Annotated in this window: 24 protein-coding genes; 7 read left to right on the forward strand and 17 right to left on the reverse strand. The window is 66.6% G+C overall.

Going from position 1 to position 23,427, the window contains the following annotated elements:
- Positions 1 to 7: 7 nt before the first annotated feature.
- From era to folK, 9 genes are all read right to left on the reverse strand, one after another.
- The gene (era, locus tag DT069_RS22055) at positions 8 to 952 is read right to left on the reverse strand and encodes a GTPase Era (RefSeq protein ID WP_119462503.1); all 945 of its coding nucleotides are present in this window, start codon (positions 950 to 952) and stop codon (positions 8 to 10) included.
- On the reverse strand, positions 945 to 1,673 hold the full coding sequence (rnc, locus tag DT069_RS22060) for a ribonuclease III (protein WP_425450462.1): 729 nt from the start codon (positions 1,671 to 1,673) through the stop codon (positions 945 to 947). The genes era and rnc overlap by 8 nt, the downstream gene beginning before the upstream one ends.
- The gene (gene lepB, locus DT069_RS22065) at positions 1,670 to 2,419 is read right to left on the reverse strand and encodes a signal peptidase I (RefSeq protein WP_119462505.1); all 750 of its coding nucleotides are present in this window, start codon (positions 2,417 to 2,419) and stop codon (positions 1,670 to 1,672) included. Before lepB ends, rnc begins: the two co-directional genes overlap by 4 nt.
- Before the next feature lie 111 nt (positions 2,420 to 2,530).
- Positions 2,531 to 2,950 carry a holo-ACP synthase gene (gene acpS / locus DT069_RS22070; RefSeq protein WP_119462506.1) on the reverse strand — a complete coding sequence of 140 codons (420 nt, stop codon included), beginning with the start codon at positions 2,948 to 2,950 and terminating at the stop codon, positions 2,531 to 2,533.
- Between the two features lie 30 nt (positions 2,951 to 2,980).
- A complete protein-coding gene (locus DT069_RS22075) occupies positions 2,981 to 3,736 on the reverse strand; it encodes a pyridoxine 5'-phosphate synthase (protein WP_119462507.1) in 756 nt (251 codons plus the stop codon).
- Positions 3,733 to 4,335, reverse strand: a complete 603-nt coding sequence (locus DT069_RS22080; RefSeq protein WP_119462508.1) for a DUF2062 domain-containing protein — start codon at positions 4,333 to 4,335, stop codon at positions 3,733 to 3,735. Before DT069_RS22080 ends, DT069_RS22075 begins: the two co-directional genes overlap by 4 nt.
- 197 nt (positions 4,336 to 4,532) lie before the next feature.
- A complete protein-coding gene (locus DT069_RS22085; RefSeq protein ID WP_119462509.1) occupies positions 4,533 to 6,695 on the reverse strand; it encodes a RelA/SpoT family protein in 2,163 nt (720 codons plus the stop codon).
- 105 nt (positions 6,696 to 6,800) lie between these two features.
- Positions 6,801 to 7,217, reverse strand: a complete 417-nt coding sequence (gene rpoZ / locus DT069_RS22090; protein WP_119462510.1) for a DNA-directed RNA polymerase subunit omega — start codon at positions 7,215 to 7,217, stop codon at positions 6,801 to 6,803.
- A gap of 122 nt (positions 7,218 to 7,339) precedes the next feature.
- Complete coding sequence (folK, locus tag DT069_RS22095) at positions 7,340 to 7,843, reverse strand: 2-amino-4-hydroxy-6-hydroxymethyldihydropteridine diphosphokinase (RefSeq protein ID WP_119462511.1); 504 nt, start codon at positions 7,841 to 7,843, stop codon at positions 7,340 to 7,342.
- A 200-nt stretch (positions 7,844 to 8,043) separates the two neighbouring features.
- On the opposite strand from folK, the gene DT069_RS22100 reads away from it, so the two are divergent.
- Positions 8,044 to 8,634, forward strand: a complete 591-nt coding sequence (locus DT069_RS22100) for a LabA-like NYN domain-containing protein (protein ID WP_119462512.1) — start codon at positions 8,044 to 8,046, stop codon at positions 8,632 to 8,634.
- A 104-nt stretch (positions 8,635 to 8,738) separates the two neighbouring features.
- On the forward strand, positions 8,739 to 9,317 hold the full coding sequence (locus tag DT069_RS22105) for a uracil-DNA glycosylase (protein ID WP_119462556.1): 579 nt from the start codon (positions 8,739 to 8,741) through the stop codon (positions 9,315 to 9,317).
- Between the two features lie 25 nt (positions 9,318 to 9,342).
- On the opposite strand, the gene DT069_RS22110 is transcribed toward DT069_RS22105, so the two are convergent.
- The 3 genes from DT069_RS22110 to DT069_RS22120 form a co-directional block, all read right to left on the reverse strand.
- Complete coding sequence (locus DT069_RS22110; RefSeq protein ID WP_425450463.1) at positions 9,343 to 10,314, reverse strand: DMT family transporter; 972 nt, start codon at positions 10,312 to 10,314, stop codon at positions 9,343 to 9,345.
- A gap of 554 nt (positions 10,315 to 10,868) precedes the next feature.
- A complete protein-coding gene (locus DT069_RS22115; RefSeq protein WP_425450464.1) occupies positions 10,869 to 11,555 on the reverse strand; it encodes a choice-of-anchor E domain-containing protein in 687 nt (228 codons plus the stop codon).
- Positions 11,556 to 12,108: 553 nt separating this feature from the next.
- Positions 12,109 to 13,296: an MFS transporter gene (locus DT069_RS22120; protein WP_119462513.1), complete on the reverse strand. Its 1,188-nt coding sequence runs from the start codon at positions 13,294 to 13,296 to the stop codon at positions 12,109 to 12,111.
- Positions 13,297 to 13,394: 98 nt separating this feature from the next.
- On the opposite strand from DT069_RS22120, the gene DT069_RS22125 reads away from it, so the two are divergent.
- Positions 13,395 to 14,180 (forward strand): AraC family transcriptional regulator, encoded by a 786-nt coding sequence (locus tag DT069_RS22125; protein WP_119462514.1) that lies wholly within the window; start codon positions 13,395 to 13,397, stop codon positions 14,178 to 14,180.
- Positions 14,181 to 14,316: 136 nt separating this feature from the next.
- Here the strand turns inward: DT069_RS22125 and DT069_RS22130 are convergent, their stop codons facing one another.
- Genes DT069_RS22130 through dapA form a run of 3 tightly spaced genes read right to left on the reverse strand, consistent with a single transcriptional unit; the run spans position 14,317 to position 16,319 of the window.
- Positions 14,317 to 14,955 carry a rhomboid family intramembrane serine protease gene (locus DT069_RS22130; protein ID WP_119462515.1) on the reverse strand — a complete coding sequence of 213 codons (639 nt, stop codon included), beginning with the start codon at positions 14,953 to 14,955 and terminating at the stop codon, positions 14,317 to 14,319.
- A gap of 7 nt (positions 14,956 to 14,962) precedes the next feature.
- Positions 14,963 to 15,433, reverse strand: a complete 471-nt coding sequence (gene smpB, locus DT069_RS22135) for an SsrA-binding protein SmpB (RefSeq protein ID WP_119462516.1) — start codon at positions 15,431 to 15,433, stop codon at positions 14,963 to 14,965.
- A 10-nt stretch (positions 15,434 to 15,443) separates the two neighbouring features.
- Positions 15,444 to 16,319 carry a 4-hydroxy-tetrahydrodipicolinate synthase gene (gene dapA / locus DT069_RS22140; RefSeq protein WP_119462517.1) on the reverse strand — a complete coding sequence of 292 codons (876 nt, stop codon included), beginning with the start codon at positions 16,317 to 16,319 and terminating at the stop codon, positions 15,444 to 15,446.
- A gap of 274 nt (positions 16,320 to 16,593) precedes the next feature.
- Between dapA and DT069_RS22145 the strand changes: the two genes are divergently transcribed.
- From DT069_RS22145 to DT069_RS22160, 4 genes are all read left to right on the forward strand, one after another.
- Entirely contained in the window at positions 16,594 to 18,579 is a 1,986-nt protein-coding gene (locus DT069_RS22145; RefSeq protein ID WP_162913356.1) for a lytic transglycosylase domain-containing protein, read from the forward strand.
- A gap of 71 nt (positions 18,580 to 18,650) precedes the next feature.
- Positions 18,651 to 19,352 (forward strand): haloacid dehalogenase type II, encoded by a 702-nt coding sequence (locus DT069_RS22150; protein ID WP_119462519.1) that lies wholly within the window; start codon positions 18,651 to 18,653, stop codon positions 19,350 to 19,352.
- Positions 19,349 to 20,218 (forward strand): alpha/beta fold hydrolase, encoded by an 870-nt coding sequence (locus DT069_RS22155; protein WP_162913357.1) that lies wholly within the window; start codon positions 19,349 to 19,351, stop codon positions 20,216 to 20,218. Before DT069_RS22150 ends, DT069_RS22155 begins: the two co-directional genes overlap by 4 nt.
- Positions 20,196 to 21,206: a threonine ammonia-lyase gene (locus DT069_RS22160; RefSeq protein ID WP_425450465.1), complete on the forward strand. Its 1,011-nt coding sequence runs from the start codon at positions 20,196 to 20,198 to the stop codon at positions 21,204 to 21,206. Before DT069_RS22155 ends, DT069_RS22160 begins: the two co-directional genes overlap by 23 nt.
- A gap of 29 nt (positions 21,207 to 21,235) precedes the next feature.
- On the opposite strand, the gene DT069_RS22165 is transcribed toward DT069_RS22160, so the two are convergent.
- Both DT069_RS22165 and DT069_RS22170 read right to left on the reverse strand, forming a co-directional pair.
- Positions 21,236 to 21,748, reverse strand: a complete 513-nt coding sequence (locus DT069_RS22165) for a bactofilin family protein (RefSeq protein WP_119462520.1) — start codon at positions 21,746 to 21,748, stop codon at positions 21,236 to 21,238.
- Between the two features lie 31 nt (positions 21,749 to 21,779).
- Positions 21,780 to 23,318 (reverse strand): peptidoglycan DD-metalloendopeptidase family protein, encoded by a 1,539-nt coding sequence (locus DT069_RS22170; RefSeq protein ID WP_162913358.1) that lies wholly within the window; start codon positions 23,316 to 23,318, stop codon positions 21,780 to 21,782.
- Between the last annotated feature and the right edge of the window lie 109 nt (positions 23,319 to 23,427).

The raw sequence follows: 23,427 nt of genomic DNA on the forward strand, positions 1-23,427 counted from the left end.
GACCACCTCAAACGTCGTAATCGAGGCCCATCTCGCGGAAGCGGGCCGGGTCCTCGAGCCATTTCTCACGGACCTTCACGTACAGGAAGAGGTGGACCCTGCGGCCGAGCATCTCTTCGAGTTCCGCCTGAGCCGCCGCCCGGACCGCCTTGATCCGCTGGCCGTTCTTGCCGAGCACGATCGCCTTCTGGTTGTCGCGCTGAACGAAGATCACCTGCTGCAGCTTGACGCTGCCATCCTTGAAATCCTCCCAGGTTTCGCTCTCGACGGTGAGGGCGTAGGGGAGCTCCTGGTGGAGCTGGCGGAAAAGATGCTCGCGGGTGATCTCGGCGGCGAGCAGCCGGCTCGGCATGTCGGAGAGCTGATCCTCCGGGAAATGCCACGGTCCGGGTGGCACGCGCGCGGCCAGCGCGTTCCGCAGGTCCTCGACGCCGTCGCCATTCTCGGCCGAGATCATGAAGATGTCGGTGAAGATGCCCTCGGCATCGAACTGGCCGGCCAGCGCCAGCAGCTTCTCGCGCTTGATCAGGTCGACCTTGTTCAGCGCCAGGATCGCCTTCCGCCCGACGTCACGGAGGCCCGCGATGATCCGGGCCGTGTCCGGATCGATGGCGCGGCGGCTGGCGTCCACCAGCAGGACGACCAGATCGGCGTCCCCGGCGCCGCGCCAGGCCGCCTGCACCATCGCGCGGTCGAGCCGGCGGCGCGGCGCGAAGATGCCGGGCGTGTCGATGAAGATCAGCTGCGCCGGACCGGCAATACCGATGCCCAGCACGCGACTCCGCGTCGTCTGCACCTTCGGCGAGACGATCGACACCTTCGCTCCGACCAGCCGGTTGAGCAGCGTCGACTTTCCGGCATTCGGGGCGCCCAGCAGGGCGATGAATCCGCAGCGAGGCTCGGCGGCGCTCGGGCTTTCCCCCTCCGACCTGTTTGTCGGCATCTCAGTCATTTCGCGCGGCCACCAATTGTGTCAGCAAGGTCTCCGCGGCGATCTGCTCGGCGGCACGCTTCGAGCGCCCGGTCCCGGTCGCCGGCGCCTGCCCCTGCACCTGCACCTCGACGGCGAACAGCGGCTCATGCGGCGGCCCTTCGGTCCGCACCGTCCGATAGACCGGCAGCGGGAGGCCCGCCCCTTGCGCCCATTCCTGGAGCGCCGTCTTGGCATCCTGCGGCGGCCGGAGATCCTCCGCCATCAGCGGTTCCCAATAGCGCCGCACGAAATCGGCCGCCGCCTCCAGCCCGCCATCCAGATAGAGCGCGCCGATCACCGCCTCGCAGGCATCGGCCAGCAGGGTTCGACTTTCTCGCCCGCCTGCCTCCATCTCGCCACGTGAAAGCAGCAGGTGACGGCCGAGATCGACCGCCTGGGCGACCCGCGCCAGGCTCTCCCGCCGCACCAGCATCGCGAACCGCTTGGCCAGCGCGCCTTCATTCTCGTCGGTAAAACGACGAAACAGCAGATCGGCGATGACGAGCCCAAGAACCCGGTCGCCGAGAAACTCCAGCCGCTCGTAACCGTCCTGTCCGCGCTCCCGCTGCCGCGCCGCGGCGCCGATCGCGCTCGGATGGGTGAGCGCCCGGCGCAGCAGGTCGGGCTGCGCGAAGCGGTGGCCGAGCGCCTCGGTCAGGGCTGCGCCATCTTCGGCGGGGACGGAGGCGTGATGACTCACTCTATCGCGTCCAGCAATCGGTCGAAACGCGTGGCCGGAAGCCATTTCCAGATCTCCAGCGGGCTGGCATCCCGCGCGGAATGCGAATAGAAGATGAACTCGGCCCGGCCGACAAGGTTCTCCGCGGGAATGAAGCCGACCATCGAGGTTCGGCTGTCCTGCGAATTGTCCCGATTGTCGCCCATCGCGAAATAGTGGCCAGGGGGCACGGTAAAGACGGGAGTGTCGTCGAGCGCGGCATGGTCGCTCCGCTCGATGATGTAATGGGATTTGCCGTTTGGCAGCGTCTCCTCATATAGATCAACCGTCTCCCTCATTTCGATCATGCCGATTCCCGCATCGATCATATAGTCGTCGATCAGCGTCCGCTCCACGGGCTCGCCATTGATGTGGAGCACGCCCTCGCGAACCTGGATGCGGTCGCCAGGCAGTCCGACGATGCGTTTGATGTAATCGGTCTTGCCGTCGGTCGGCAGCTTGAAGACGGCGACATCGCCCCGCTCCGGCGGCGATTCGAAGATCCGTCCCTCGAACAGCGGCAGGCCGAAGGGTAGCGAGTAGCGGCTGTAGCCATAGGAGAATTTCGAGACGAACAGGAAGTCGCCGACCAGCAGCGTTGGGATCATCGACCCGGAGGGAATGTTGAACGGCTCATAGGCGAACGCCCGGACCACAACAGCGATCAGGACCGCGTAGATCACCGTCCGGATGGTGTCCAGCACGCCGCCGGATTTACGCTTTGACATTAAAGAAGCCACCTAAATATATACCTCATACGAAAACTGATGAAGCGAACGAGGCTCAAGCGAGGCGGCTCTCCCGAGGCCTCGACCGGCGCCGATCGCCGGGCACGCGCCTCAACCGGACGGATCCGGAGTTGCTGACGGGATTGCCGAAATGATCACGATGGCCTGAGCAAGGGGGTGATCGTCGGTGATGGTCAGATCGATCTGCGCCACCATGCCCTTTGGCGTGATCGCGGACAGCCGCTCCGCGGCGCCGCCGGTCAGCGCCAGGGTCGGCTTCCCCGAGGGCAGGTTCACGACCCCCATGTCGCGCCAGAAAACGCCATTGTTCAGCCCGGTGCCGAGCGCCTTCGCGCAAGCCTCCTTCGCGGCGAAACGCTTGGCATAGCTGGCGGCGCGGTTGCGCCGCCGATCGGACTTTCGTTGCTCGACCGTCGTGAAGACGCGCGCGACGAACCGCTCGCCATAGCGGTCGAGCGTGCGCTCGATCCGGCGAATATCGATCATGTCGTTGCCGAGGCCGAGAATCATGTCGCGAGGGTCATATCTTGGGGGCCATCTTCAGGCGCTTCGCTCGCCGCCAGCCTCGGCTCGCGCCTTATCCATCAGCGCGCGCATGCGGCGAACGGTGCTGTCGAGCCCGCCGAAGATTGCCTCGCCGATCAGGAAATGCCCGATATTGAGCTCGCTCAGCGTGGCGATCGCCGCGACCGGCCCGACCGTATCGAAGGTCAGCCCGTGTCCAGCATGGCATTCGAGGCCGATTCGCTCGGCATGGGCAGCCGCCTCGACGAGGCGCCGGAGATGGCGCTCGCGCGCGGCGCCTTCTGCCTCGCAATAGGTCCCGGTATGCAGTTCGACGATGTCAGCCCCGAGTTCCAGCGAGGCGTCGAGCTGCGCCGCATCCGGCTCCACGAACATCGACACCCGGATTCCGGCCTCGCGCAGCCGCCGGACGAAGGAGGCCAGATGGTCGCGCCCGCCGGCCACGTCGAGCCCGCCCTCCGTGGTCCGCTCCTCGCGCTTCTCCGGAACGAGGCAGGCCGCATGCGGCTTGTGCCGGAGCGCGATCGTCAGCATCTCCTCGGTCGCCGCCATCTCGAAATTGAGCGGCAGGTCGATTTCCCGGATCAGCCGCTCGATGTCGTCGTCTGAGATATGGCGGCGATCTTCGCGCAGATGCGCGGTGATTCCATCCGCACCCGATTGCGCGGCCAGCCGGGCGGCACGGACCGGATCCGGGTGGCGCCCGCCGCGGGCATTGCGGATCGTCGCCACATGGTCGATGTTCACTCCGAGACGCAATTGCCGCCTCATCGATTGATCTCTCCCGCCGCCTGGGCTCCTGCCCGGGACGCTGACTCGGACGCTGCCTGGGCCCGGAACGGCCGCTGCCGGCTCCCCCGCCGGGACCGCCGAGCATGCTGATAGGCGGCGACGGCCGCGCGCACGGGCCAGAAAGTCAGGAACCAGACCACCACCGCCGTCGGCACGCCGCCGACCATCATCGGCAGCAGGACCCGCCACGGATGATCAAAGACATAGGTCAGGGTCAGCTCATCGGGCAGATCGCTCACCCAGACCGTCCCCATCATCCAGTGGCCCAGATGATATATCCATAGAAAGATAAATGGAAATGTCCAAGGATTGCCGATCACGGTCCCCAGCGCCGAGGCGAGGATATTGCCGCGCAGCAGCCAAGCGAGCAGCGCCGCGCCGGCAAAATGGAAGCCGAGGAGCGGCGTGAAGGAGATCGCCGCCCCGCAGGCGAAGCCGGCGGCGATGCTGGCCGGCGTTCCTGGCAGGCGGCCGACCCGATGGGCGACATAGAGGGTCGATCGCCGCCAGCCGCGGCTCGGCCACAGGAATTCCTTGAGGCGCCGGATCGGATGGAGTTTCTTGCGGCGGCGAAACATCAGAACTCGACGCGGCCGCTGAACCGGAGAGCCGCGTTAGAAGCCGCTCGTGTGATGGTTCCGAAGTTCGGCATCGGAACCATCACACGAGTTTCAACAGGTGAGTGTCCCGATCGCGAAATTCGAATGTTCGAATTTCGCGATCGGGACACTGGCATGACAAAAGAAAAGCGCGCTGAACGCATTCCGATACGCCCCTATCCTCGCGCGCGCTCGACCGAGTTGATCAGGGGACTTGCCCGCAATGCCGCGATGATATTGGTCAGGTGCCGCAGATCCGTCACCTCAACATCGATCATCATCTCGAAGAAATCAATCGAACGGTTGGTGATCTTGAGGTTCGTGATGTTGCCACCGGCCTTGCCGATCACGGTCGTCAGGTTGCCGAGGCTGCCCGGCTCGTTGGCGATGACGACGTGGATTCGGCCGACATGGCCGTCCTCGCCGCCCGAGTCCACCTCCCATGCGACATCCAGCCAGCGTTCGGGCGAGTCGGCGAAGCTTTCGAGGGTGTCGCAGTCGATCGTGTGGATCGTCACACCCTTGCCGGTGGTGACGATACCGACGATCCGGTCGCCCGGCAGAGGGTGGCAGCAACCCGCGAAATGCACCGCCATGCCGGGGATCAGGCCGGTGATGGGGACGGCAAGGTCCTTCGACTTGCGCTGGCGTCCGCGATGCGGGCCGAGCGGCACCACCTTGTCGCCCTTGGCGCCGGGCTTGCTGCCGGGGAAGACAGTATTGATGACCTCGCGGCCCGTCTGGATTCCTTCGCCGACAATGGCATAGAGGTCGTCAACGCTATCGCACTTGAACTTCTTCAGCGCCGTATCAAGCGCTTTTTCGCTGAATTCATGGCCTTCCTGGCGGAACGCCTTCTGCAGGATCGCCCGGCCGAGCGCGAGGTACTGCGCCCTCTGCTGGGTGCGGATGAAGCGGCGGATATGGGCGCGCGCCTTGCCGCTGACGACGAACCGCTCCCAGGCCGGCGACGGCGTCTGGGCGCGCGAGGTGACGATCTCGACCTGATCGCCGTTATGCAGTTCGCTGCGCAACGGCATGATGCGGCCGTTGATCTTGGCGCCGACGCAGGTATCGCCCACCTCGGAATGGACCGCATAGGCGAAATCGACCGGCGTCGCGCCGCGCGGTAGCGCGATCAGATCGCCCTTCGGGGTGAAGCAGAAGACCTGGTCCTGGAACATCTCGAGCTTGGTGTGCTCGAGAAACTCCTCCGGGCCGGACGCCTTTTCCAGGATGTCGAGCAGCTCGCGCAGCCAGCGATATTGCCGGCCTTCGACCTGCCGCGCGGGCTGCCTGCTGCCGTCCTGCTTGTATTTCCAATGCGCGGCGACGCCGAACTCCGCAACCTCGTGCATCTCGCGGGTTCGGATCTGGATCTCAATGCGCTGCCGTTCGGGGCCGATCACGCCGGTATGGAGCGAGCGGTAGGCGTTCGGCTTGGGCGTGCTGATATAGTCCTTGAAGCGGCCGGGCACCATCGAATAGCGGCTGTGCAGGATGCCGAGCGCCTGATAGCACTGCCCGACATCGGCAACGGCGATGCGGAAGGCCATGATGTCGGAAAGCTGCTCGAAGCCGATGTTCTTCCGCTGCATCTTGCGCCAGATCGAATAGGGCGACTTCTCACGGCCCACGATCAGGGCCTGCAGGCCGCCCTCCGCGAGGGTGCGCTTCAGCTCGTCGATGATGCGGCCGACCATGTCGCCGCCCTGCTCGCGCAGGAACTTCAGCCGCTGGGTGATCGAATCGCGGGCCTCGGGGTTGAGTTCGGCGAAGGCGAGATCCTCGAGCTCGTCCTTCATCTGCTGCATGCCCATGCGCTCGGCGAGCGGCGCATAGATCTCCATGGTCTCCAGCGCGATCCGTTTCCGCTTCTCCGGGCTGCGGATGTAATGCAGCGTCTGCATGTTGTGCAGCCGGTCGGCCAGCTTGACCAGCAGCACGCGGATGTCCTCGGACATCGCCAGCACCAGCTTGCGGAAATTTTCCGCATGCTTGCTCTGGTCCGACTGCAGCTCGATTCGGGACAGCTTGGTCACGCCGTCGACGAGGCGGGCGATCTCCTTGCCGAAGAGCTGCTCGATCTGGTCGAGGGTCGCGTCGGTGTCCTCGACCGTATCGTGGAGCAGCGCCGTCACGATCGAGGCGCTGTCCAGCTTCATCTTGGTCAGGATGTCCGCGACTTCGAGCGGATGGGAGAAATAGGGGTCGCCCGAGGCCCGCTCCTGCGAGCCGTGGGCCTTCATCGAGAAGACATAGGCGCGGTTCAGGGCGTCTTCGTCCGCGCCCGGATCATAGGCCCTTACACGTTCAACCAGTTCAAACTGCCGGATCATGGCTCACCCCGGGCTCTCGCCACCCGGCCTTCGCCAGAGTGCGGCGTTGCCCGTTCAGGCAGCCTCTCCGGTCCGCGCCATGCCGGCAGCGTGAACTGCCTCCACCTACGCCTGGGAGTCGTCGTCGAGGTCCGTCGCGCCGGGCTCTTCCTCGGCCGGCTCCTCCACGCCCTCGTCCTCGCTCAGCGCTTCTTCATCCTCGCCGGACTCCTGCGGCGCCACCGTCTGCATCAGGTCGCTCAGCAGATCGCTGTCGGTCGCGCCGAAGCCGCCTTCCTCCTCGGGCTCGTCGGTTTCGACATGCTTCTGGAGGTCTTGGATCAGGCTGTTGCCGAGCGCATCGAGATCGACGGTCTCATCGGCGATCTCCCTGAGGGCGACCACCGGGTTCTTGTCGTTGTCGCGATCGATGGTCAGCGGCGCCCCCGCGGAGACGTCACGGGCCCGCTGCGCCGCCAGCATGACGAGGTCGAACCGGTTGGGAATTTTGATAACACAATCTTCGACGGTAACGCGCGCCATTCTTGTCTCGCTCCAAACAGCGGGAAAAACAGATGATTTCCCTGAATATATTGCCGCACCGCACACAAAGCAAGGCGGACTGCGGCATCTCGAGAGAGGGCGCCCACATAGGGGCGCCCGGCTTAGTTCGCCAGCGGCCGCACCACCTGTTCCGGCGGCAGGTCCGCGATCAGTGCCTGGATTGGTCGGTCGCTGGCCGGGTGGCGCCAGTCGGGCACGAGCTCGGCCAGCGGCCGGAGAACGAAGGCCCGCTCCGCCAGCCGGGGATGCGGCAGCAAAGGTGGCGTCGGCCCGTGGTTAACGCGGCGGCCGTAGACCAGCAGATCGAGATCGACGACCCGGGCCTCGTTCCGCTCGCGCCGCTCGCGGCCGAACGCCTGCTCGACCTCGTGAAGGGTCGCGAGCAGACCCGCCGGGTCCAGCGTCGTGTCGACGAGCGCCACGCCATTGACGAACCAGGGCTGGTCGGAGGCGGGCACGGGCATGCTCTCGTACCAGCGGGAGCGGCGGCGGATCGCGACGCCGTGCCGCTCCAGCGACTCCAGCGCCGCCTCGAGCGTCGCCCGGGGCGGCCCGAACCGGTGGCTCGGCAGGTTCGCTCCGAGTCCGATGAGAATATCTTCCATGAATGTGGACCTGAATGGGGCGTCGGGCGCCTTGTCGTTCCTCTTTCAGACGCTACTTATAGGTTAAGAACCGCAGGGCCGCCATATAAGGGTTTCTCTTAGGAATTTATGATCGTGAGCGCATTTCATCACTCGCTTTCAGCTCCGCTGCGGACCTGTGCCCATGGAGCCTTCGATTAACATTCGGGACCAGTCTCGCCATGACCTTTTATCCTCAGGAGCGTGTCGCCCTTTTCATCGACGGCGCCAATCTCTATGCCGCCGCCCGCGCCCTCGGCTTCGACATCGACTATAAGCGCCTGCTCGAGGTCTTCGCCGAGGAGTGCCAGTTGATCCGCGCCTTCTATTACACGGCCCTGATCGAAGACCAGGAATATTCGCCGATCCGCCCGCTGGTCGATTGGCTCGACTATAACGGCTATACGATGGTGACCAAGCCGACCAAGGAGTTCACCGACTCCTCCGGCCGCCGCAAGATCAAGGGGAACATGGACATCGAGCTCGCCATCGACGTGATGGAGATGGCCGAGCATCTCGACCATGTGGTGCTGTTCTCGGGCGACGGCGACTTCCGCCGGCTGGTCGAGGCGGTGCAGCGGAAGGGCCTTCGCGTCACCGTGGTGAGCACGATTCGCTCGGCGCCGCCGATGATCGCCGACGAGCTGCGGCGCCAGGCCGACACCTTCGTCGAGCTCGAGGAGTTGGCCGACCGCATCGCCCGCACCCACGGCAACCGCGCGCCCGCCGTGCCTTCCACCGGCGAGGACGATCCGATCCTCGAATCCGCGTGACCGGCCTGCCATTGTCGGCGCCAGCGGGCTCCGGGGCAGGCTCCGGCAGCGAACCGGGCCGCGACTGCCCCCTCTGCCCGCGCCTGGCTTCGCTGCGCGTGAGGATGCGCGGCGTCGAGCCGCTCTGGCACAACGCCCCGGTGCCGGCCTTCGGCGGGGTCGACGCCCGCTTGCTGGTCGTCGGGCTGGCGCCGGGCCTCAACGGCGCCAGCCGGACCGGCCGACCCTTCACCGGCGACTATGCCGGAGACCTCCTCTACGCCACGCTGCAGCGGTTCGGCTTCGCCGAGGGCGACTACGGCAAAAGCCCGGACGACGGGCTGCGTCTGGTCGATTGCCGGATCACCAACGCGGTCCGCTGCGTGCCGCCGGAGAACAAGCCGACGACGGCGGAGATTGCCGCCTGTCGCCCGTTCCTGGAAGCGGAAATCGCCGCCCTCCCCACCCTGCGAGCGATCCTCGCCCTCGGCCTGATCGCCCACAACGCGGTGCTGACGGCCTTCGGCGAACGCCGCAGCCGATGGCCCTTCGCCCATGGTGCCCGCCACCCTCTGCCGAACGGCCTCCTGCTCGCCGACAGCTATCACTGCTCGCGCTACAACACGAACACCGGCCGGCTGACCGAGGCGATGTTCCAGGAGGTGTTTCAGGGGCTGCGGCGGTATCTCGACGAGGCGGATTGAACCTAGCCAACACCCCAACGCCGGTTCAGGGCGTGTCCGGCAGCGGCGCGGCCCGTCGGGCGATTCTCCGCTCCCGGTGAAAGACGTAGAGGCCCGAGCCGATGATGATGGCGACCCCCGCCCAGGTCGTCGCGTCGGGGAAGTCGCCGAAGACCAGCAGCCCGAGCAGGGTCGCGCTGATGATCTCGATATACTGGAACGGCGCCAGGACGCCGGCCGGCGCGCGGCGGAAGGCGAACACGACCAGGATGTGCGAGACGGTCGCCAGAACGCCCAGCCCGACCATCAGCCCCCAGTCCCGCAGGCTCGGCCAGACCGGCTCGATGACGCCGATGCCGGCACCCGCGCCGATGCCGAGGGCGGCCGACAGGACGAGCGCGCCGAACAAGCCCGCCCAGAACTGCATCGCCGCCGCGCTCTCGCGCTTCGCGAGAAGCCGGGTCAGGATGAGATACAGGGCGAAGCAGAAGGCCGAGCCGAGCGGCAGCACGGCCGCCCAGCCGAAGGCCTGCCAGCTCGGCCGAATGATGACCAGCGCGCCGCCGAAGCCGACCGCGACCGCCGCCAGCCGGCGCCAGCCGATCGGCTCGCCCAGCAATAGCGCGGAGAGAAGCGTGAGGATCAGCGGCTCGACGAAGAAGATGGCGATCGCGTCCGCCATCGGCAGGTGCTTGAGGGCCCAGAAGAAGAGCAGCGTCGCCACCGCGATCAGGCCGCCGCGGGCGGCGTGCAGGTCGAGGCGCGGCGGCACCGCCTGCCCCCCTGCCGCCTGCCCTCTCGCCGATTTTCGCCGCATTGTGAGAACGGCCGGCAGCAGGAAGATCGTCTGAAAGAAGAAGCGCGCCCACGCGACCTGCCCGGGCGCGACGGTGGCCGCGAGCGTCTTGGCGATCGCGTCCATGCACGGCACCATCAGCATGGCCGCCGCCATGATCAGGATGCCGGTCTCGACGTCCCGGCCGGACGTCCCGGGCGTAGTGGCGGTGGGTGCGTTCACAAGCGGACCATAGCGGTGAGGCGTTCGAAGACACGGGGCGGGCCAACCCTCTCTGCCGACATACCAATAAACCACGCGCGCGCCAATGGTCGGCGTAGAAGGCTTTAAAGCAAGCGCATTTGGCCGCCGGGCGTCTGGTTTCCCCATCCTTCGTCCCTCGACAAGCTCGGGATGAGGAAAGAACCTCATGGTGAGCCTGTCGAACCATCAGGATGAGCCCCCGCGACCTCATGCTGAGCTTCCTCACCCCGAGCCTGTCGAGGGGCGAAGCATGAGCCGGCCGCGAAGCGGCCGGGTCGAAGGATCGTCTGTTACTCGGGCCCGTCCCCTGCGCTCATCTCCGAGCGCCCCGTATCAGGCCTGCCGGCCGATCGTCGTCATTCGTTGGCGCCGTAGGCTCGCATGGTCCGGCGCGGCTGGGCGATGGCAAGGCTGACCCGTGGCACGGCGCCACCTGATGCATTGCGAACCGGTGTCAACCTGATCGGTCACATGAGCGACGGGCTTGGCTCACCGATCGAGAGATGCGGGTGCGGCCGCGTTCTCTCCGAAGGTCAGCGGGTCCGCCGGCGGCGAAGCGCGCCGGCCAGTCCGACCACACCGACGCCGAACAAGGCCAGCGTCGTGGGCTCGGGCACCGGAGTATAGGTGACCGGCGTGTAGGTGTAGGTCACCTTAAACGTGCCGTACAAGTCCAGCCAGCCGCTTCGGCCGTAAATCATAGAGTTCTCGCTGCTGTATTCGGGGGTGCCGTGCAGCGCAAAGGCGATGTCGAAGAATCCGGGACCGACATAGTTGGCAAGCATATCGCCGGTCAGGTCCGACGTGGCGATGCCGAGAAAGAGCAAACCATTTACGTTAACATCACAGTTACCGATGTTGTCAGGGCAGGTGCCTACTCGATCGTCGAGTGGCTGAGACCAGGTGCCGTATCCCGGGACGGAGAATTCAAACGCCAAGTTCGTCAGGCTTACGGACCCCTCGGCCGATCCTTCGGCCGATGATTCATAGAGGAAACCTGCACCCACATTGTAGAGGCTGTTGCCATCGAAACGGAAGGCCACGCTGTCGAGCGTGCCGAGGCTCGGATCGAAACGCTCGGCGGATCTGCTCGTCGTCGCATTCAGGAAGGTTGTCGAGGACGCGCTGGCCTCGATGCTTCCGATTGTCTGAACGATCTGCAGTGCGTGAGCCCCGCCGGACCACGCCGCTACCGAAACGGTCGCGAAGACTGCGACCAAAGCTGACCTCAACCCCGTGTTCATCGGACTGCCCCCTGTGACCGGGATTTGGATACCCGTCTGCGTTTCCCGCCTCTGTCGTCGCGAGTACCATAGTCTGGCCTTCGGGCGGCAGACAAGTATTGTCAACGAATTCTTAAGAAATACTCGGGATCCGCATGGAATCCCCCTCTGCTCCGAGTCAGAGTGGGGTTTCTTGTGCAGCCGGTCGCTCTCACCGACGATCGCCTCTCGCCGGCCGGGGTGGCGCGCCTCGCCACTGTCACCATGGCGCCGGAGGGCAGCGCCAGGCACGGGCTGCTTCCGCGAAGCCCCGCTCAAGGACGAGCAACCGCGAGGTCGGCGGCGAAATGGCGCTTCGGCCCGCGGCTTCGCCGACCGCTCCCATGGCGGTCAGCGGGTCGGCTTCTGCGGCTCGGCACGAAAGTGCCCAGATGACAGAACCAAACAGAAGATCAGACCGGATTCCACATCTTAAGCGAATGGCTCGGCCGGAGGGCCCGGGCGTCAGGCCCCAGGCGTCAGGCCCCAGGCGTCAGGGCGGCGGGTGCGGTCACACGCGGCTCACGGCCCGGGGCGGTTGGGCGATGGCAAGGAATGCCAACGAGCAGAGGAAGATGGTGGCGCCAAACGCCGCGGCCGCGCCCAGAACGACCGGAAAGCCGCCCTGCCCATGCAGCAGGGCGATCAGCGGCACCGCGAACCCGCTGGTGGTGTAGCCGAGGAAATAGCGCACGCTGAACGCCTTGGCCCGGTACGTGGCCGGCACGTAGCGCGCCACCATGGCGTCGTTGACGATGACCTGCCCATAGATCGCGGCCATCGCCAGCACGAGCCCGAGAAGAAGGGGCGCGCCTGTCGTTGTCGCCGCGAGCGCAAGCCCGACCGGCTGCAGGACGGAGATGCCGACGAAGATCGTCGGCAGGCTGAAGCGGTCGACGAGGCGGCCCATGGCGAGTTGCGTCAGCGCGCCGAACATGAACACGAGCGTCGCGAGGGAGCCGGTCAGCGCGAGCGGCAAGGCGAGGCCGAGTCGCTCGTCGATGACCTTGGGCAGCGCGATCGTGGTGACGTTGAAGGTCATTCCGCCGGCCATGAGGGCGAGCGCGAACACGGCCAGCAGCGCCACCGGGCGTGCGACGGCGATCACGCCGGCACCGCCCTTCCGTCGATCGGTCCCGTCGCCGTCGCCCGGAACGAGGGCGAGGAATGCCACGCAGATCGCGAGGCAGACCAGGCCCGGCACCACGAAGGCGGCCTGCCAGCCGAGCGTCGCCGAGAGAAGCGCCGTGACGCCCGAGGCCGACGCCGCGCCGATATTGCCCCAGACCCCGTTCCAGCCGAGGTCGCGCCCGAGGCGTCGGGCATGGGTGACGAGCATCGCCGAGCCGATCGGGTGGTAGATCGCCGCGAAGGTCCCGAGGACCAGAAGCCAGGCCGCGAAGGCGATCGGCGACGTCGCGGTCGAGGCGCCGAGGCAGGCAAGGCCGCAGCCGCCGAAGAAGATCGCGAGCAGGTTGCGGCGCCCCAGCCGCTCGGCGAGCCAGCCCATCGGCAGCGAGAACAGGCCGAAGGCGATGAAGGAGCCGGTCGCGAGGCTGATGAGGGTGCCGTAGTCGAGACCGCGCTCGGCCGCGATGGCGATGACGGCGGTCGGATAGATCAGCAGCACGAAATGGTCGAGCGTGTGCGCGAGATTAACGAAGACGACGGTGCGTCGGGAGAGGGTATCTGCGTGCATGACACCGGACCTGGGACAGGAAGGCGCCACCATAGCATTGACCCGATCGCGCTGTCAGGCCATAGTTCCACGCGTTCGGGCCAAATTGGAGATCCTGGATGCGGCCGACGCGAGGCGAGGATTTTCATGATATCCCCCGCCCCGTGGGCGTGCTGGCCAAGGAATATGCGGCCGGTGCCAGCTCGGGCTGGCACTGTCACCCGCGCGGGCAACTCCTCTACGCGACGAAGGGGCTCATGGTCGCGAGCACCGAGGACGGAACCTGGACGGTCCCGACCGGCCACGCGCTCCTGATCCCGGCGGGCCTGAGGCACGAGGTCACCATGCATGGGGATGTGGCATTTCGAACGGCCTATCTCGCGCCGGAGGCCCTCGACGCGGCCGACTCGGAGGCCTGCCGCGTCATCTCGGTGTCGCCCCTGCTCGATGCGGCGCTTCAGGCGCTCGCGGACGAGCCGGTGCTCTATGATCCGGAGGGGCGCGGCCCCCATCTGGCGGCGCTGATCCTGTACGAGATCGCGCACGCCCCGGCGACGCCCTTCGCCCTGCCGCTCCCGTCCGACCGACGCCTTCGCAAGCTCTGCCAGGCCCTGATCGAGGCGCCGGCCCTGTCGCACGACATCGACGCCTGGGCGCGAGAGGTCGGGGTGAGCCGGCGCACGCTGACGCGGCGGTTCCGGAACGAGACGGGGCTCAGCTTCGGCTCATGGCGCCGGCGCCTCCGCCTCCTCCACACGGCGATGCGGCAGGCCGAAGGCCTCACGCTCAAGGACGCTGCCCGCGCGGTAGGCTATAGAAGCCCGCAGGCGCTTCAGGTCATGATGAAGCGCATGACCCGCGACAGAGATCATGAGGCGGGCGGCTTCGATAGTCGCCGGACCTGACGCAACCCGTGATGCGTCGGTAAACACTCTGCGGTAACCGTCGCGGACTATCGAGCTTTCGACATCGGGGTTGTCGCTTTCGCCTTTGCATGGGGTTATTTTTCGAGTCTGCGAAGGACACCCCCTCGCCCCGGGCTCAGCCGCGCCGCTTCCGGTCGAACAGCCCAAACAGCAGGAACCCGCCGAGGAAACCGCCGACATGGGCGGCCCAGGCGATCGCCGCGCCGCCGTCGCCGGGTATGCCTGTCACGCCGAATAGGATGCTGACGCCGATCCAGAGCAGGACGATCGGCCAGAGGCTCCCGCCCCGCCGCGGCAGGAATCGCAGCACGCCCCCGAACAGTCCGCTGATTGCGCCCGAGGCGCCGATCACCGGCATGATCGACAGCGGATGGAGGAGAAAGTGCGCGGCGGCGCCGAGCACGCCGCAGGCCAGTGCGAAGGCCAGCAGGCGCGGTCCGCCGATCCGGCGCTCGACGCCCGAGCCGAAGGCCATCAGCATCACCATGTTGATCAGCAGATGGACGAGGCTGCCATGCAGGAAAAGGTGCGTCACCGGGCTCACCAAGGCCTGCCAGCCGAACAGATCGGGCAGCATGTAGCGCGCCGGGATGAACCCGAAGCTCAGGATGACGCCGACATCGGTCGTGTCGGGCAGCATCCAGCGAATCCCATGAACCGCCAGATTGGCGACCAGCAGGCGCGTCACCATCGGCGGCAGGTTCAGAATCGGCTGGCGCGTTGTCGGCGGCGTCTGATCGGGATCGACGGTCAAGACCGGCTCAGCCCTTTTCCCGCATCAGCCGCGCCTTGTCGCGGCTCCAGTCGCGCTCCTTCTCAGTATCCCGCTTGTCGACCTTGCGCTTGCCCTTGGCAAGGCCGAGCTGGACCTTGGCGATTCCCCGCTCGTTGAAATAGATCGAGAGCGGCACCAGCGTCATTCCGCCGCGCTGCACCGAGCCCAGCAGGCGGTTCATCTCGCGCCGGTGAAGCAGCAGCTTGCGCGGCCGCCGCGGCGCGTGGTTGAAGCGGTTGGCCGCCTCATATTCCGGGATATAGGCGTTGAACAGGAAGAACTCGCCGCCCTGCTCCGCGGCGAAGGCTTCGCCGATGCTGGCGCGGCCCTGGCGCAGCGACTTCACCTCGGTGCCGAGCAGCATCACCCCCGCCTCGAAGGTGTCCTCGATGAAGTAGTCGTGCCGGGCCTTGCGGTTCTGGGCCGCGAAGCGGTCGGTGGCGGCGCTGCGGGCCATGGCGGCAGGCTCAGTTCAGCAGGCCGGCCGAGGTCAGCGCCGCACGGACCCGCTGCTTCGTCGCCTCGCCGACCTCGCAGAGCGGCAGGCGCAGCTCCGCCGACGCGCGGTCGAGCAGGCTGGCGGCATATTTCACCGGGCCCGGGCTCGATTCCACGAACAGCGCGCCGTGGAGCGGCATCAGCCGCTCGTTCAACGTCATGACGGTGTCCAGGTCGCGCCGGCCCCAGGCGTCATGCAGCTCCGCGCACAGCTTCGGCGCGACGTTCGCCGTCACCGAGATGCAGCCATGTCCGCCCTGCGCCAGGAACGGCACGATGGTGGCGTCCTCGCCGGAGAGCTGGCAGAAGTCGGGCCCGATCGCCAGCCGCGTCGCCATCGGCCGCACCAGATCCTGGGTCGCGTCCTTGACGCCGACGATGTTCGGCAGCTTCGCGAGGCGCGCCATGGTGTCCACCGACATGTCGACGACGCTGCGGCCCGGGATATTGTAGATCACGATCGGCAGGTCGACGGCGTCGTGGATCGCCTTGAAGTGGCGATACTGCCCCTCCGGCGTCGGCTTGTTGTAGTAGGGCATCACGACCAGCGCCGCGGCCGCGCCGGCGCGCTTCGCATGCTGCGTCAGGCGGATCGCCTCGGCGGTCGAGTTGGAGCCGGTGCCGGCGATCACCGGCACGCGACCGCTGGCCGCCTCGATGCAGAGCTCGACGACCCGCATATGCTCGTCGTGGCTGAGCGTGGGCGATTCGCCCGTGGTGCCGCAGGGCACGAGCCCGTCGGTGCCCTCCGTGATTTGCCAATCGACGAAACGCTGGAACGCATCCTCGTCGACCGCGCCGTCGCGGAACGGCGTAATGAGGGCGGTGAGAGACCCCGTGAACATACCGCTTCCCCCGAATCAAAAGTCCAGATCAATGATATAAGTTGGATGCGGACCATAACCACCGATCGTGCTGCCAGCAAGGTCGCTGCGCCGGGAGCGATCGACGGGGGCGATCGATGGGGGCGATCGATGGGGCGGCGCGCGTTTGATGTTGACCGCGGCGATATCCTTCGCCGAAGTTAATCTTTTTTACGCTTTCCTAATCAAAACTATCCAGCGAGCCGCCGCTTCTCTTGAGTTCCCGCCCCACATCTGCATGACCAGAGGTTCACGCGTGCCGAAGCTTGTTGCCTTCCTCCTGGCTCTCGCCGTCCTCGTCGCCCCCCTGACTGCCACCGCCGCCCGAGCCGATAGCGGCGCCCTGGCCCCGTCGGATATGAAGATTTATCGTGCGGCCTTCGAGGCGGTGGAGGCGGAGCGGTGGGAGGAGGCGCGGCAAATCGCCGCGTATGCCGAGAACCGGCTCCCGGCGAAGGTGATCCGGTGGCTCGACCTGACCCGCCCCGACCCCCGGCACTCGTTCGATGAGTTGAGCGCATTCCTGGACGCCAACCCGAACTGGCCGCTCCGAGCGACGATCCAGATGAAGGCCGAGCGGGCGATGCCCGACGACCTTCCGCCCGATGAGGTGGCCCGCTGGTTCCGCGACCGCCCGCAGTTGACGGCCTCTGGGTCCATTCAGAAGGCCCACGCCATGATCGCGCTCGGCCTGGAAACCCAGGCGGCGCTCATGCTGCGCCGCGACTGGGTGCGCTTCGACATGAGCGCGAGCGAGGAGAGGAAGTTCCTGGCGCTCTCCGAGCGGTATCTGAAGCCCAAGGACCATGTCGCGCGGCTCGACCGGCTGCTGTGGGACCGGGAGCGGGCTGCGGCGAAGCGGATGATGAAGCGCGTGGACTCCGGCCACCGAGCCCTGGCGGAGGCTCGGCTGCTGCTGATGAGCATGCGCTCCGGCGTAGATGCCGCGATCGACCGCGTGCCGGCCAGTCTGGTCAACGATCCGGGCCTCGTCTACGAACGGGCGCGGTGGCGGCGGCGCATGGGCCGCGCGAGCTCGGTGATCGAGCTTCTCAATGCGCCGCTCGACCTCAAGAACCTGCCCCGGCCGGAGCGGCTGTGGAACGAGAGCGAGAACGCCGCCCGGCTGGCGCTGGCACGCGGAGAGATCTCCGTCGCCTATAGCCTGGCGCAGAACCACGGAGCGACCGAAGGAATCGCGTTCGCCGAGGCCGAGTGGCTCGCCGGCTGGATCGCGCTGCGGTTCCTGTCGGAGCCTCAGGTCGCCTACAAGCATTTCAAGCGCCTCTATACCGGCGTCGGCTCCTCCGTCAGCCGGGCGCGCGGCGCCTACTGGACCGGCCGCGCGGTCGAGGAGATGGGCAACGTCGCCCTGGCGCGAAGCTGGTACCGGAAGGCGGCGGAAAACCTGACGGCCTATTACGGGCAGCTTGCCGCGCAACGTCTCGGCCCGGACTTCACGATGCGATTTACCCCACCGCGCAAGCCGACGGATCGGCAGCTTGCGCGCTTCGCCGATCGCGAACTGGTGCAGGTGGTCCGCCTTCTGGGGCAGCTTGACCAGGCCGACCACACCCGCCCCTTTCTCGTCCACCTAACCGACCTTGCCAGAACCCCGACGGATCACCGCATGGTCGCACATCTCGCCACGGAGCTCGGCCGGGACGACCTCTTGGTCACCGTCGCCAAGGCCGCCCGCATGGAGGAGGTGGAAATGGTCGAATATCTCTATCCGTTGCGCCTGCTGCCGGAGCATACCGGGCCCGAAGACGCCCTGATCCTCGCCGTCATGCGGCAGGAGAGCGTTTTCGCGGTGGACGCCGTCAGCCACGCCGGGGCGCGCGGCCTCATGCAGCTCATGCCGGCCACCGCACGACATGTGGCGAGAAAGCTCAAGCTGCCCTACGACAGAAAGCAGCTGACCAGGGATCCGATCCTGAACATCAAGCTCGGCAGCGCCTATCTGAGCCAGATGGTGGAGCGCTTCAGCGGTTCCTACCTGCTTGCGATCGCGGCCTACAACGCGGGGCCGTCGCGCGTGGTCGAATGGATGCGCGTCTATGGCGACCCGCGAGAGCCGGGCATCGATGCAATCGACTGGATCGAGTCGATCCCGTTCAGCGAGACCCGGAACTATGTCCAACGGGTGCTTGAGAACCTCCAGGTCTATCGGCATCGCCTGGGCCAGCCGATGCTCGCCTTCTCGTTCCAGGAAGATCTCAGCCGCCAAGCGGAGTATTGACGATAGGCCGGGGCCGGGACCCCGGCCGGCTCCATCTCCATTCGGAAGGTCCGGCCTCAGGAGGCTTGGATATGGCCGATACCGTTCTGTACCCGATCGACGCCTGCGTGTTCGATGCCTATGGGACGCTGCTCGACGTTCATTCGGCGGCGGCGCGCTGCAGCGACGCCCTGGGCGAGAAGGCTGCCGCGCTGTCGATGGTCTGGCGGCAGAAGCAGCTCGAATATACCTGGCTGCGAAGCCTTATGGGCAGCCACGCCGATTTCTGGCGGGTGACCCGGGACAGTCTCGATTATGCGCTCGCGCAGGTCGGGATCGAGGATCGAGCCTTGCGCGGCCGGCTGCTGGAGATCTACCGCATCCTCGACCCCTACCCGGAAGCGCACCCGACTCTCGCCAGGCTGAAGGACCGCGGCTTCAAGACCGCCCTTCTGTCGAACGGCTCGCCCGAGATGCTGTCGACCGCTGTCGACCGGGCGGCGCTCGGACCGCTGCTCGACCACGTCCTCTCGGTAGAGGAGGTCGGCATCTACAAACCGCACCCTTCGGTCTACCAGCTGGCCGTCGACCGGCTCGGCCTGCCGGCCGCGCGCATCTGCTTCGTCAGCTCCAACGGCTGGGATGCCGCCGGGGCGGCCCATTTCGGCTTTCGCGTCTGCTGGATCAACCGCTTCGGCCAGGTTCCGGAGCGCCTACCGGTACCGCCGGAGGCGACGCTGACAGAACTCTCCGAGCTCCCGCCCCTGCTTGGCCGGCGGGAGCACCCGTCGTGACGGAGCAAACCGAGCCAGGGGAATTTCGGGAGCGCCACTACCGGTCGCAGGACGGGCTGCGGCTCTATTTCCGCGACTATGGCGATCCTCTGTCGCCGCGGCATCCGGTTCTGTGTCTCAGCGGCCTGACCCGCAACGCGGCCGATTTCCATGACTTCGCCACGAGGTTGGCGCGCACGCGGCGGGTGATCTGCCCCGATTATCGTGGTCGCGGCAGATCGGCCTATGACCAGAACTGGCGCAACTATGAGCCGAAGACCTACATCAACGACATCGCCCATCTTCTGGCCCTGTGCAACATTCACTCGGTCGTCGTCGTCGGCGCCTCCCTGGGTGGGCTTCTCGCCATGGGGCTCGCGGTCGCCCGCCCGACGACGCTTGCCGGCATCGTGCTCAACGATGTCGGCCCGGATATCCAGGGCGACGGGCTCGTCCGGATCCTGAACTATATCGGCCACGACGCGCCGCAGCCGGACTGGGACACGGCGGTCGCGCATCTCAAGGTCCTGTTCCCCCACGCCCCGCCGGACACGCCGGCCAAATGGCTGCGCTTTGCACGGGCGACATTCCGGGAAGGCGAGGACGGCCTGCTGCACTTCAACTGGGACCCTGCGTTGGCGAGGCCGCTGCGCCGGTCGCATCGGGCAAGGCCGGATCTCTGGCCGCTGTTCGGCGCACTGCGCCCGTTTCCGGTCCTGGCACTGCGCGGAGAGTTGTCCGACGTCCTCGCGCCGGATACGTTCGAGCGCATGGGCCGCGAGCATCCCGACCTGATCCGGATCACCGTCCCGAAGGTGGGGCATGTTCCCCTGCTCGATGAACCGCCGGCATGCGAGGCAATCGATGGCTTTCTCGACTCCCTATGATACTCCCCCGGATGTGGCGCAGATCGAAGCGGCGGCGCGGCGGATCGCCGACCATGCTGTCCGAACGCCCCTGCTGGAGTCTCCCGAGCTCAATGCCCGAACCGGCGGCCGAATCCTGATCAAGCCCGAAACGTTGCAGCGCACCGGCTCGTTCAAGTTCCGCGGCGCCTTCAACAAGATCAGCCGCCTTGCCGAGGCGCCGGAGAAGCCCGGCGCGATCGTCGCCTATTCCTCCGGCAACCATGCGCAGGGCGTCGCCGCGGCGGCCGCCCTGCGCGGCTTTCCGGCGGTCATCGTGATGCCCGCCGACGCGCCCGCCATCAAGCTCGCCAACACGCGGGCCTATGGGGCCGAGGTGGTGACCTATGACCGCCACGGCGAAAGCCGGGAAGCAATCGCCGAAGCGATCGTCGCCGAGCGCGGCGGCGTGCTGGTGCGCCCCTATGACGATCACGACGTCATCGCCGGACAGGGCACCATCGGCGACGAGCTTGCCGACCAGGCGGCCGATCGCGGCCTGACCCTCGACGCCCTGCTGATCCCCTGCGGCGGCGGCGGGCTGACGGCGGGCTGCGCACTGGCTCTGGAGGCCAAGAGTCCGGCGACTCGCGTCTATGTGGTCGAACCGGAGGGCTTCGACGATACGCGGCGGTCTTTGGAGACCCATCGGCGACTGTCGAACGATGCCGGTGCTCGCTCATTTTGCGACGCACTGATGGCGCCGATGCCGGGTGCGTTGACCTTTCCGGTCAATGATCGCTTGGTGGCCGGCGGTTTCGCGGTCAGCGATGCGGAGGTGGCGCAGGCCATGGCCTTCGCCTTCCGGGTGCTGAAGCTGGTCGTCGAGCCCGGCGGCGCAGTCGCGCTGGCGGCGGTGCTGGCCGGCCGGCTCGACTGCCGCGACCGCACCGTCGCGGTCATCTGCTCCGGCGGGAATGTCGACCCGGAGACGTTCTGCCGGGTGCTCGCGGCGGACGAACGGTCCTGATCCGTCCGCGCGCCGCCAGCGGTGTTTCCTTATGCTCCCGCTGCGCGGGCCGCTCCTTCGTTCCGCGTCGCGGTCAGAGGACTCGCGTAGGAAGCTCCGGAATCCGCGTTCGAGGGTTTGGACTCCGATTTGGCCGCTGGCGCCGGAGTTGCGCTTCGGTCCTTGACCGACGCGATGTTCGAATCAGCGCCGGGCGCGCTCTGCTCCATCCTCCGGCAGTGTCCGTCGAGGAAGGCGCCGTCTTCGATCGATAGGCTTTGGTGCAGAATGTCGCCGTTCACCTTGGCGGTCTTCGCCAATGTCACCGACGTGCCCTTGATCTGTCCCGTCACCGAGCCGCAGACGCGTATCGTCTCGCCGGTGATTGCGCCGCGTACCTGCGCCGCCTCGCCGATCGTCAAGGTCCGGCTCTCAATGTCGCCCTCGACGGTGCCCTCGACCTGAATATCGCCGATGCTCATCAGATCGCCCGTGATCGTCAGGTCGGCACTGATGATCGAGGGCATCGCGTTCTTGGGCACCGCCCGCGGCGTCTCCGACATCTTGGGTCCAGTCGTCGGTGCCGTCTTGGTCTTAGCCTTTGAAAACATAGCGACCTGCCTTGAGAAAGTTCATGGGATCCGTAGGTTTGTCGTCGACGCGAATCTCGTAGTGCACATGCGGCCCGGTGCTGCGACCGCTGCTGCCCAACAGGCCGATCCTGTCGCGGTAGTCCACCATGTCTCCGACGGAGACAGAGATGGAATGCAGATGCCCGTAGCGCGTCGTGATGCCGAGGCCATGGTCGATCTCGACCATCCGACCATAGCCTCCGTTGCGGCCGGCGAACGTAACTCGGCCGGGCCCCGGGCTGAGGACCGGCGCCTTCATCGGGCCCGACAAATCGACGCCCTCATGCATCGCTCGCCTGCCGGTCACCGGGTCCTTGCGCGGGCCGAACAGGCTGGCGACCCAGTAAGAGTCGACTGGAGACGTCAGCGGCAGGGTCCGCAGGATGGCTTGCAGCCGCTCCCAACGCTGTACGGTATCGTCGAGGTCGGCGACACTGGCCAGCAGGATCTCGTTACCAACCTGCTGATCGAGGGGAATGAACGGCCCGCCGGTGCCCTGTTGCTCATTCTCGGTCCGGGATAAAAGCATCTCGACATCGAGGCCGGTCATGGCGACGGTTTTCTCGACCTCGTCGACGCCGCCGCGGGCGCGGTCCACCAAGCTCTGGACGATGGCGTCCTGCGACTCCTGCAAGGTTTCTAGCCGCTCCTCGACGTCCTCCACCTGCTCTCTCAGCTCCGCCCGCGCCGTCTGCAGCGTATCGCGCTCGCCGATCACGCCGGACAGGGAACCGACGATCGACCGCACGCGGTTCTCAAGCGTCGCTTCATCATTCCGAGCGTCCGAGAGCTGCTGCTTCAGGCTGGCGATCTGCCAGTTGAGCACCGCCTTGCCGTTGGCGCTGCCCGAATCCAACGCGGCGAGGCGCTCTTCGAGGGTCTGCAGGTTCGACGCAAGAAAGCCGTAGCGTTCGGTCGCCTGCGCCAGCTCTGCCTCGGCCCCTTTGAGTTCCGCGGACAGCTGTTCGCGGGTTGCGACGACCTGCGCCTTTTCGCCGACCACCGTCTGGAGCTCCTGCTTCAGCGCGGCGATGTTGTCCTTCAGCTCACGGTTATGGTCTGTGATGGTCTGCAGATCGGCACCAAAGCGGCGGAGATCCGCCTGAAGCGCCTCGCGGCCGGTGGCAATGCGGGTCCGTTCGGCCTCGGACCGCTGAATCGCTTCCTCGGCCGAAGCGATGTCGACCGTTGCGCCGTCCTCCCGCGGGGACAGCTCTGGCAGCACCAATTCGCCGGGTGTGGACTCGCCCGAAAGGACCGCGAATGCCTCATCGGACGCGCTGACGTCGGCCAGCAGATTCAGATAGCTGGCCTTCGCTTGGCGGATCTCCGACAGCTGGATCTGGCGCAGCAGGAGACTGCCTGAGCTGTAGACGAGCCAGCCGGTAAGCGCGACGCCGATGCTGGCCATCGCCGCCTGATGTGTCGTCGACAGGACGACATAGCGCAACTGGCCATCGGATCTGACGACGAACTCGCGCCGCCGGAACAGTCGGCGCAAGACCGCAACAAATCGCCCCCATGCCGTTCGAAGCGCCCGCCGCATTCTGCCCCCAACTCATCCAATTCAGCGCGCCAGACACGGCGCGTTGGGGACCCGACGGTGCCCC

It is taken from the genome of Virgifigura deserti, from assembly GCA_003576685.1.
In the GTDB taxonomy this organism is placed as follows: Bacteria; Pseudomonadota; Alphaproteobacteria; order Dongiales; family Dongiaceae; genus Virgifigura; species Virgifigura deserti.

Coding starts and splice junctions, on each gene's coding strand:
- DT069_RS22160 (WP_425450465.1), top strand. CDS start 20,196: ATGGCTTTCTCGACTCCCTATGATACTCCCCCGGATGTGGCGCAGATC.
- DT069_RS22080 (WP_119462508.1), bottom strand. CDS start 4,335: ATGTTTCGCCGCCGCAAGAAACTCCATCCGATCCGGCGCCTCAAGGAA.
- DT069_RS22085 (WP_119462509.1), bottom strand. CDS start 6,695: ATGATCCGGCAGTTTGAACTGGTTGAACGTGTAAGGGCCTATGATCCG.
- DT069_RS22150 (WP_119462519.1), top strand. CDS start 18,651: ATGGCCGATACCGTTCTGTACCCGATCGACGCCTGCGTGTTCGATGCC.
- acpS (WP_119462506.1), bottom strand. CDS start 2,950: ATGATTCTCGGCCTCGGCAACGACATGATCGATATTCGCCGGATCGAG.
- DT069_RS22075 (WP_119462507.1), bottom strand. CDS start 3,736: ATGAGGCGGCAATTGCGTCTCGGAGTGAACATCGACCATGTGGCGACG.
- dapA (WP_119462517.1), bottom strand. CDS start 16,319: ATGTTCACGGGGTCTCTCACCGCCCTCATTACGCCGTTCCGCGACGGC.
- lepB (WP_119462505.1), bottom strand. CDS start 2,419: ATGTCAAAGCGTAAATCCGGCGGCGTGCTGGACACCATCCGGACGGTG.
- folK (WP_119462511.1), bottom strand. CDS start 7,843: ATGGAAGATATTCTCATCGGACTCGGAGCGAACCTGCCGAGCCACCGG.
- DT069_RS22105 (WP_119462556.1), top strand. CDS start 8,739: ATGCGCGGCGTCGAGCCGCTCTGGCACAACGCCCCGGTGCCGGCCTTC.
- DT069_RS22125 (WP_119462514.1), top strand. CDS start 13,395: ATGCGGCCGACGCGAGGCGAGGATTTTCATGATATCCCCCGCCCCGTG.
- DT069_RS22120 (WP_119462513.1), bottom strand. CDS start 13,296: ATGCACGCAGATACCCTCTCCCGACGCACCGTCGTCTTCGTTAATCTC.
- rpoZ (WP_119462510.1), bottom strand. CDS start 7,217: ATGGCGCGCGTTACCGTCGAAGATTGTGTTATCAAAATTCCCAACCGG.
- DT069_RS22165 (WP_119462520.1), bottom strand. CDS start 21,748: ATGTCGGAGACGCCGCGGGCGGTGCCCAAGAACGCGATGCCCTCGATC.
- era (WP_119462503.1), bottom strand. CDS start 952: ATGACTGAGATGCCGACAAACAGGTCGGAGGGGGAAAGCCCGAGCGCC.
- smpB (WP_119462516.1), bottom strand. CDS start 15,433: ATGGCCCGCAGCGCCGCCACCGACCGCTTCGCGGCCCAGAACCGCAAG.
- DT069_RS22100 (WP_119462512.1), top strand. CDS start 8,044: ATGACCTTTTATCCTCAGGAGCGTGTCGCCCTTTTCATCGACGGCGCC.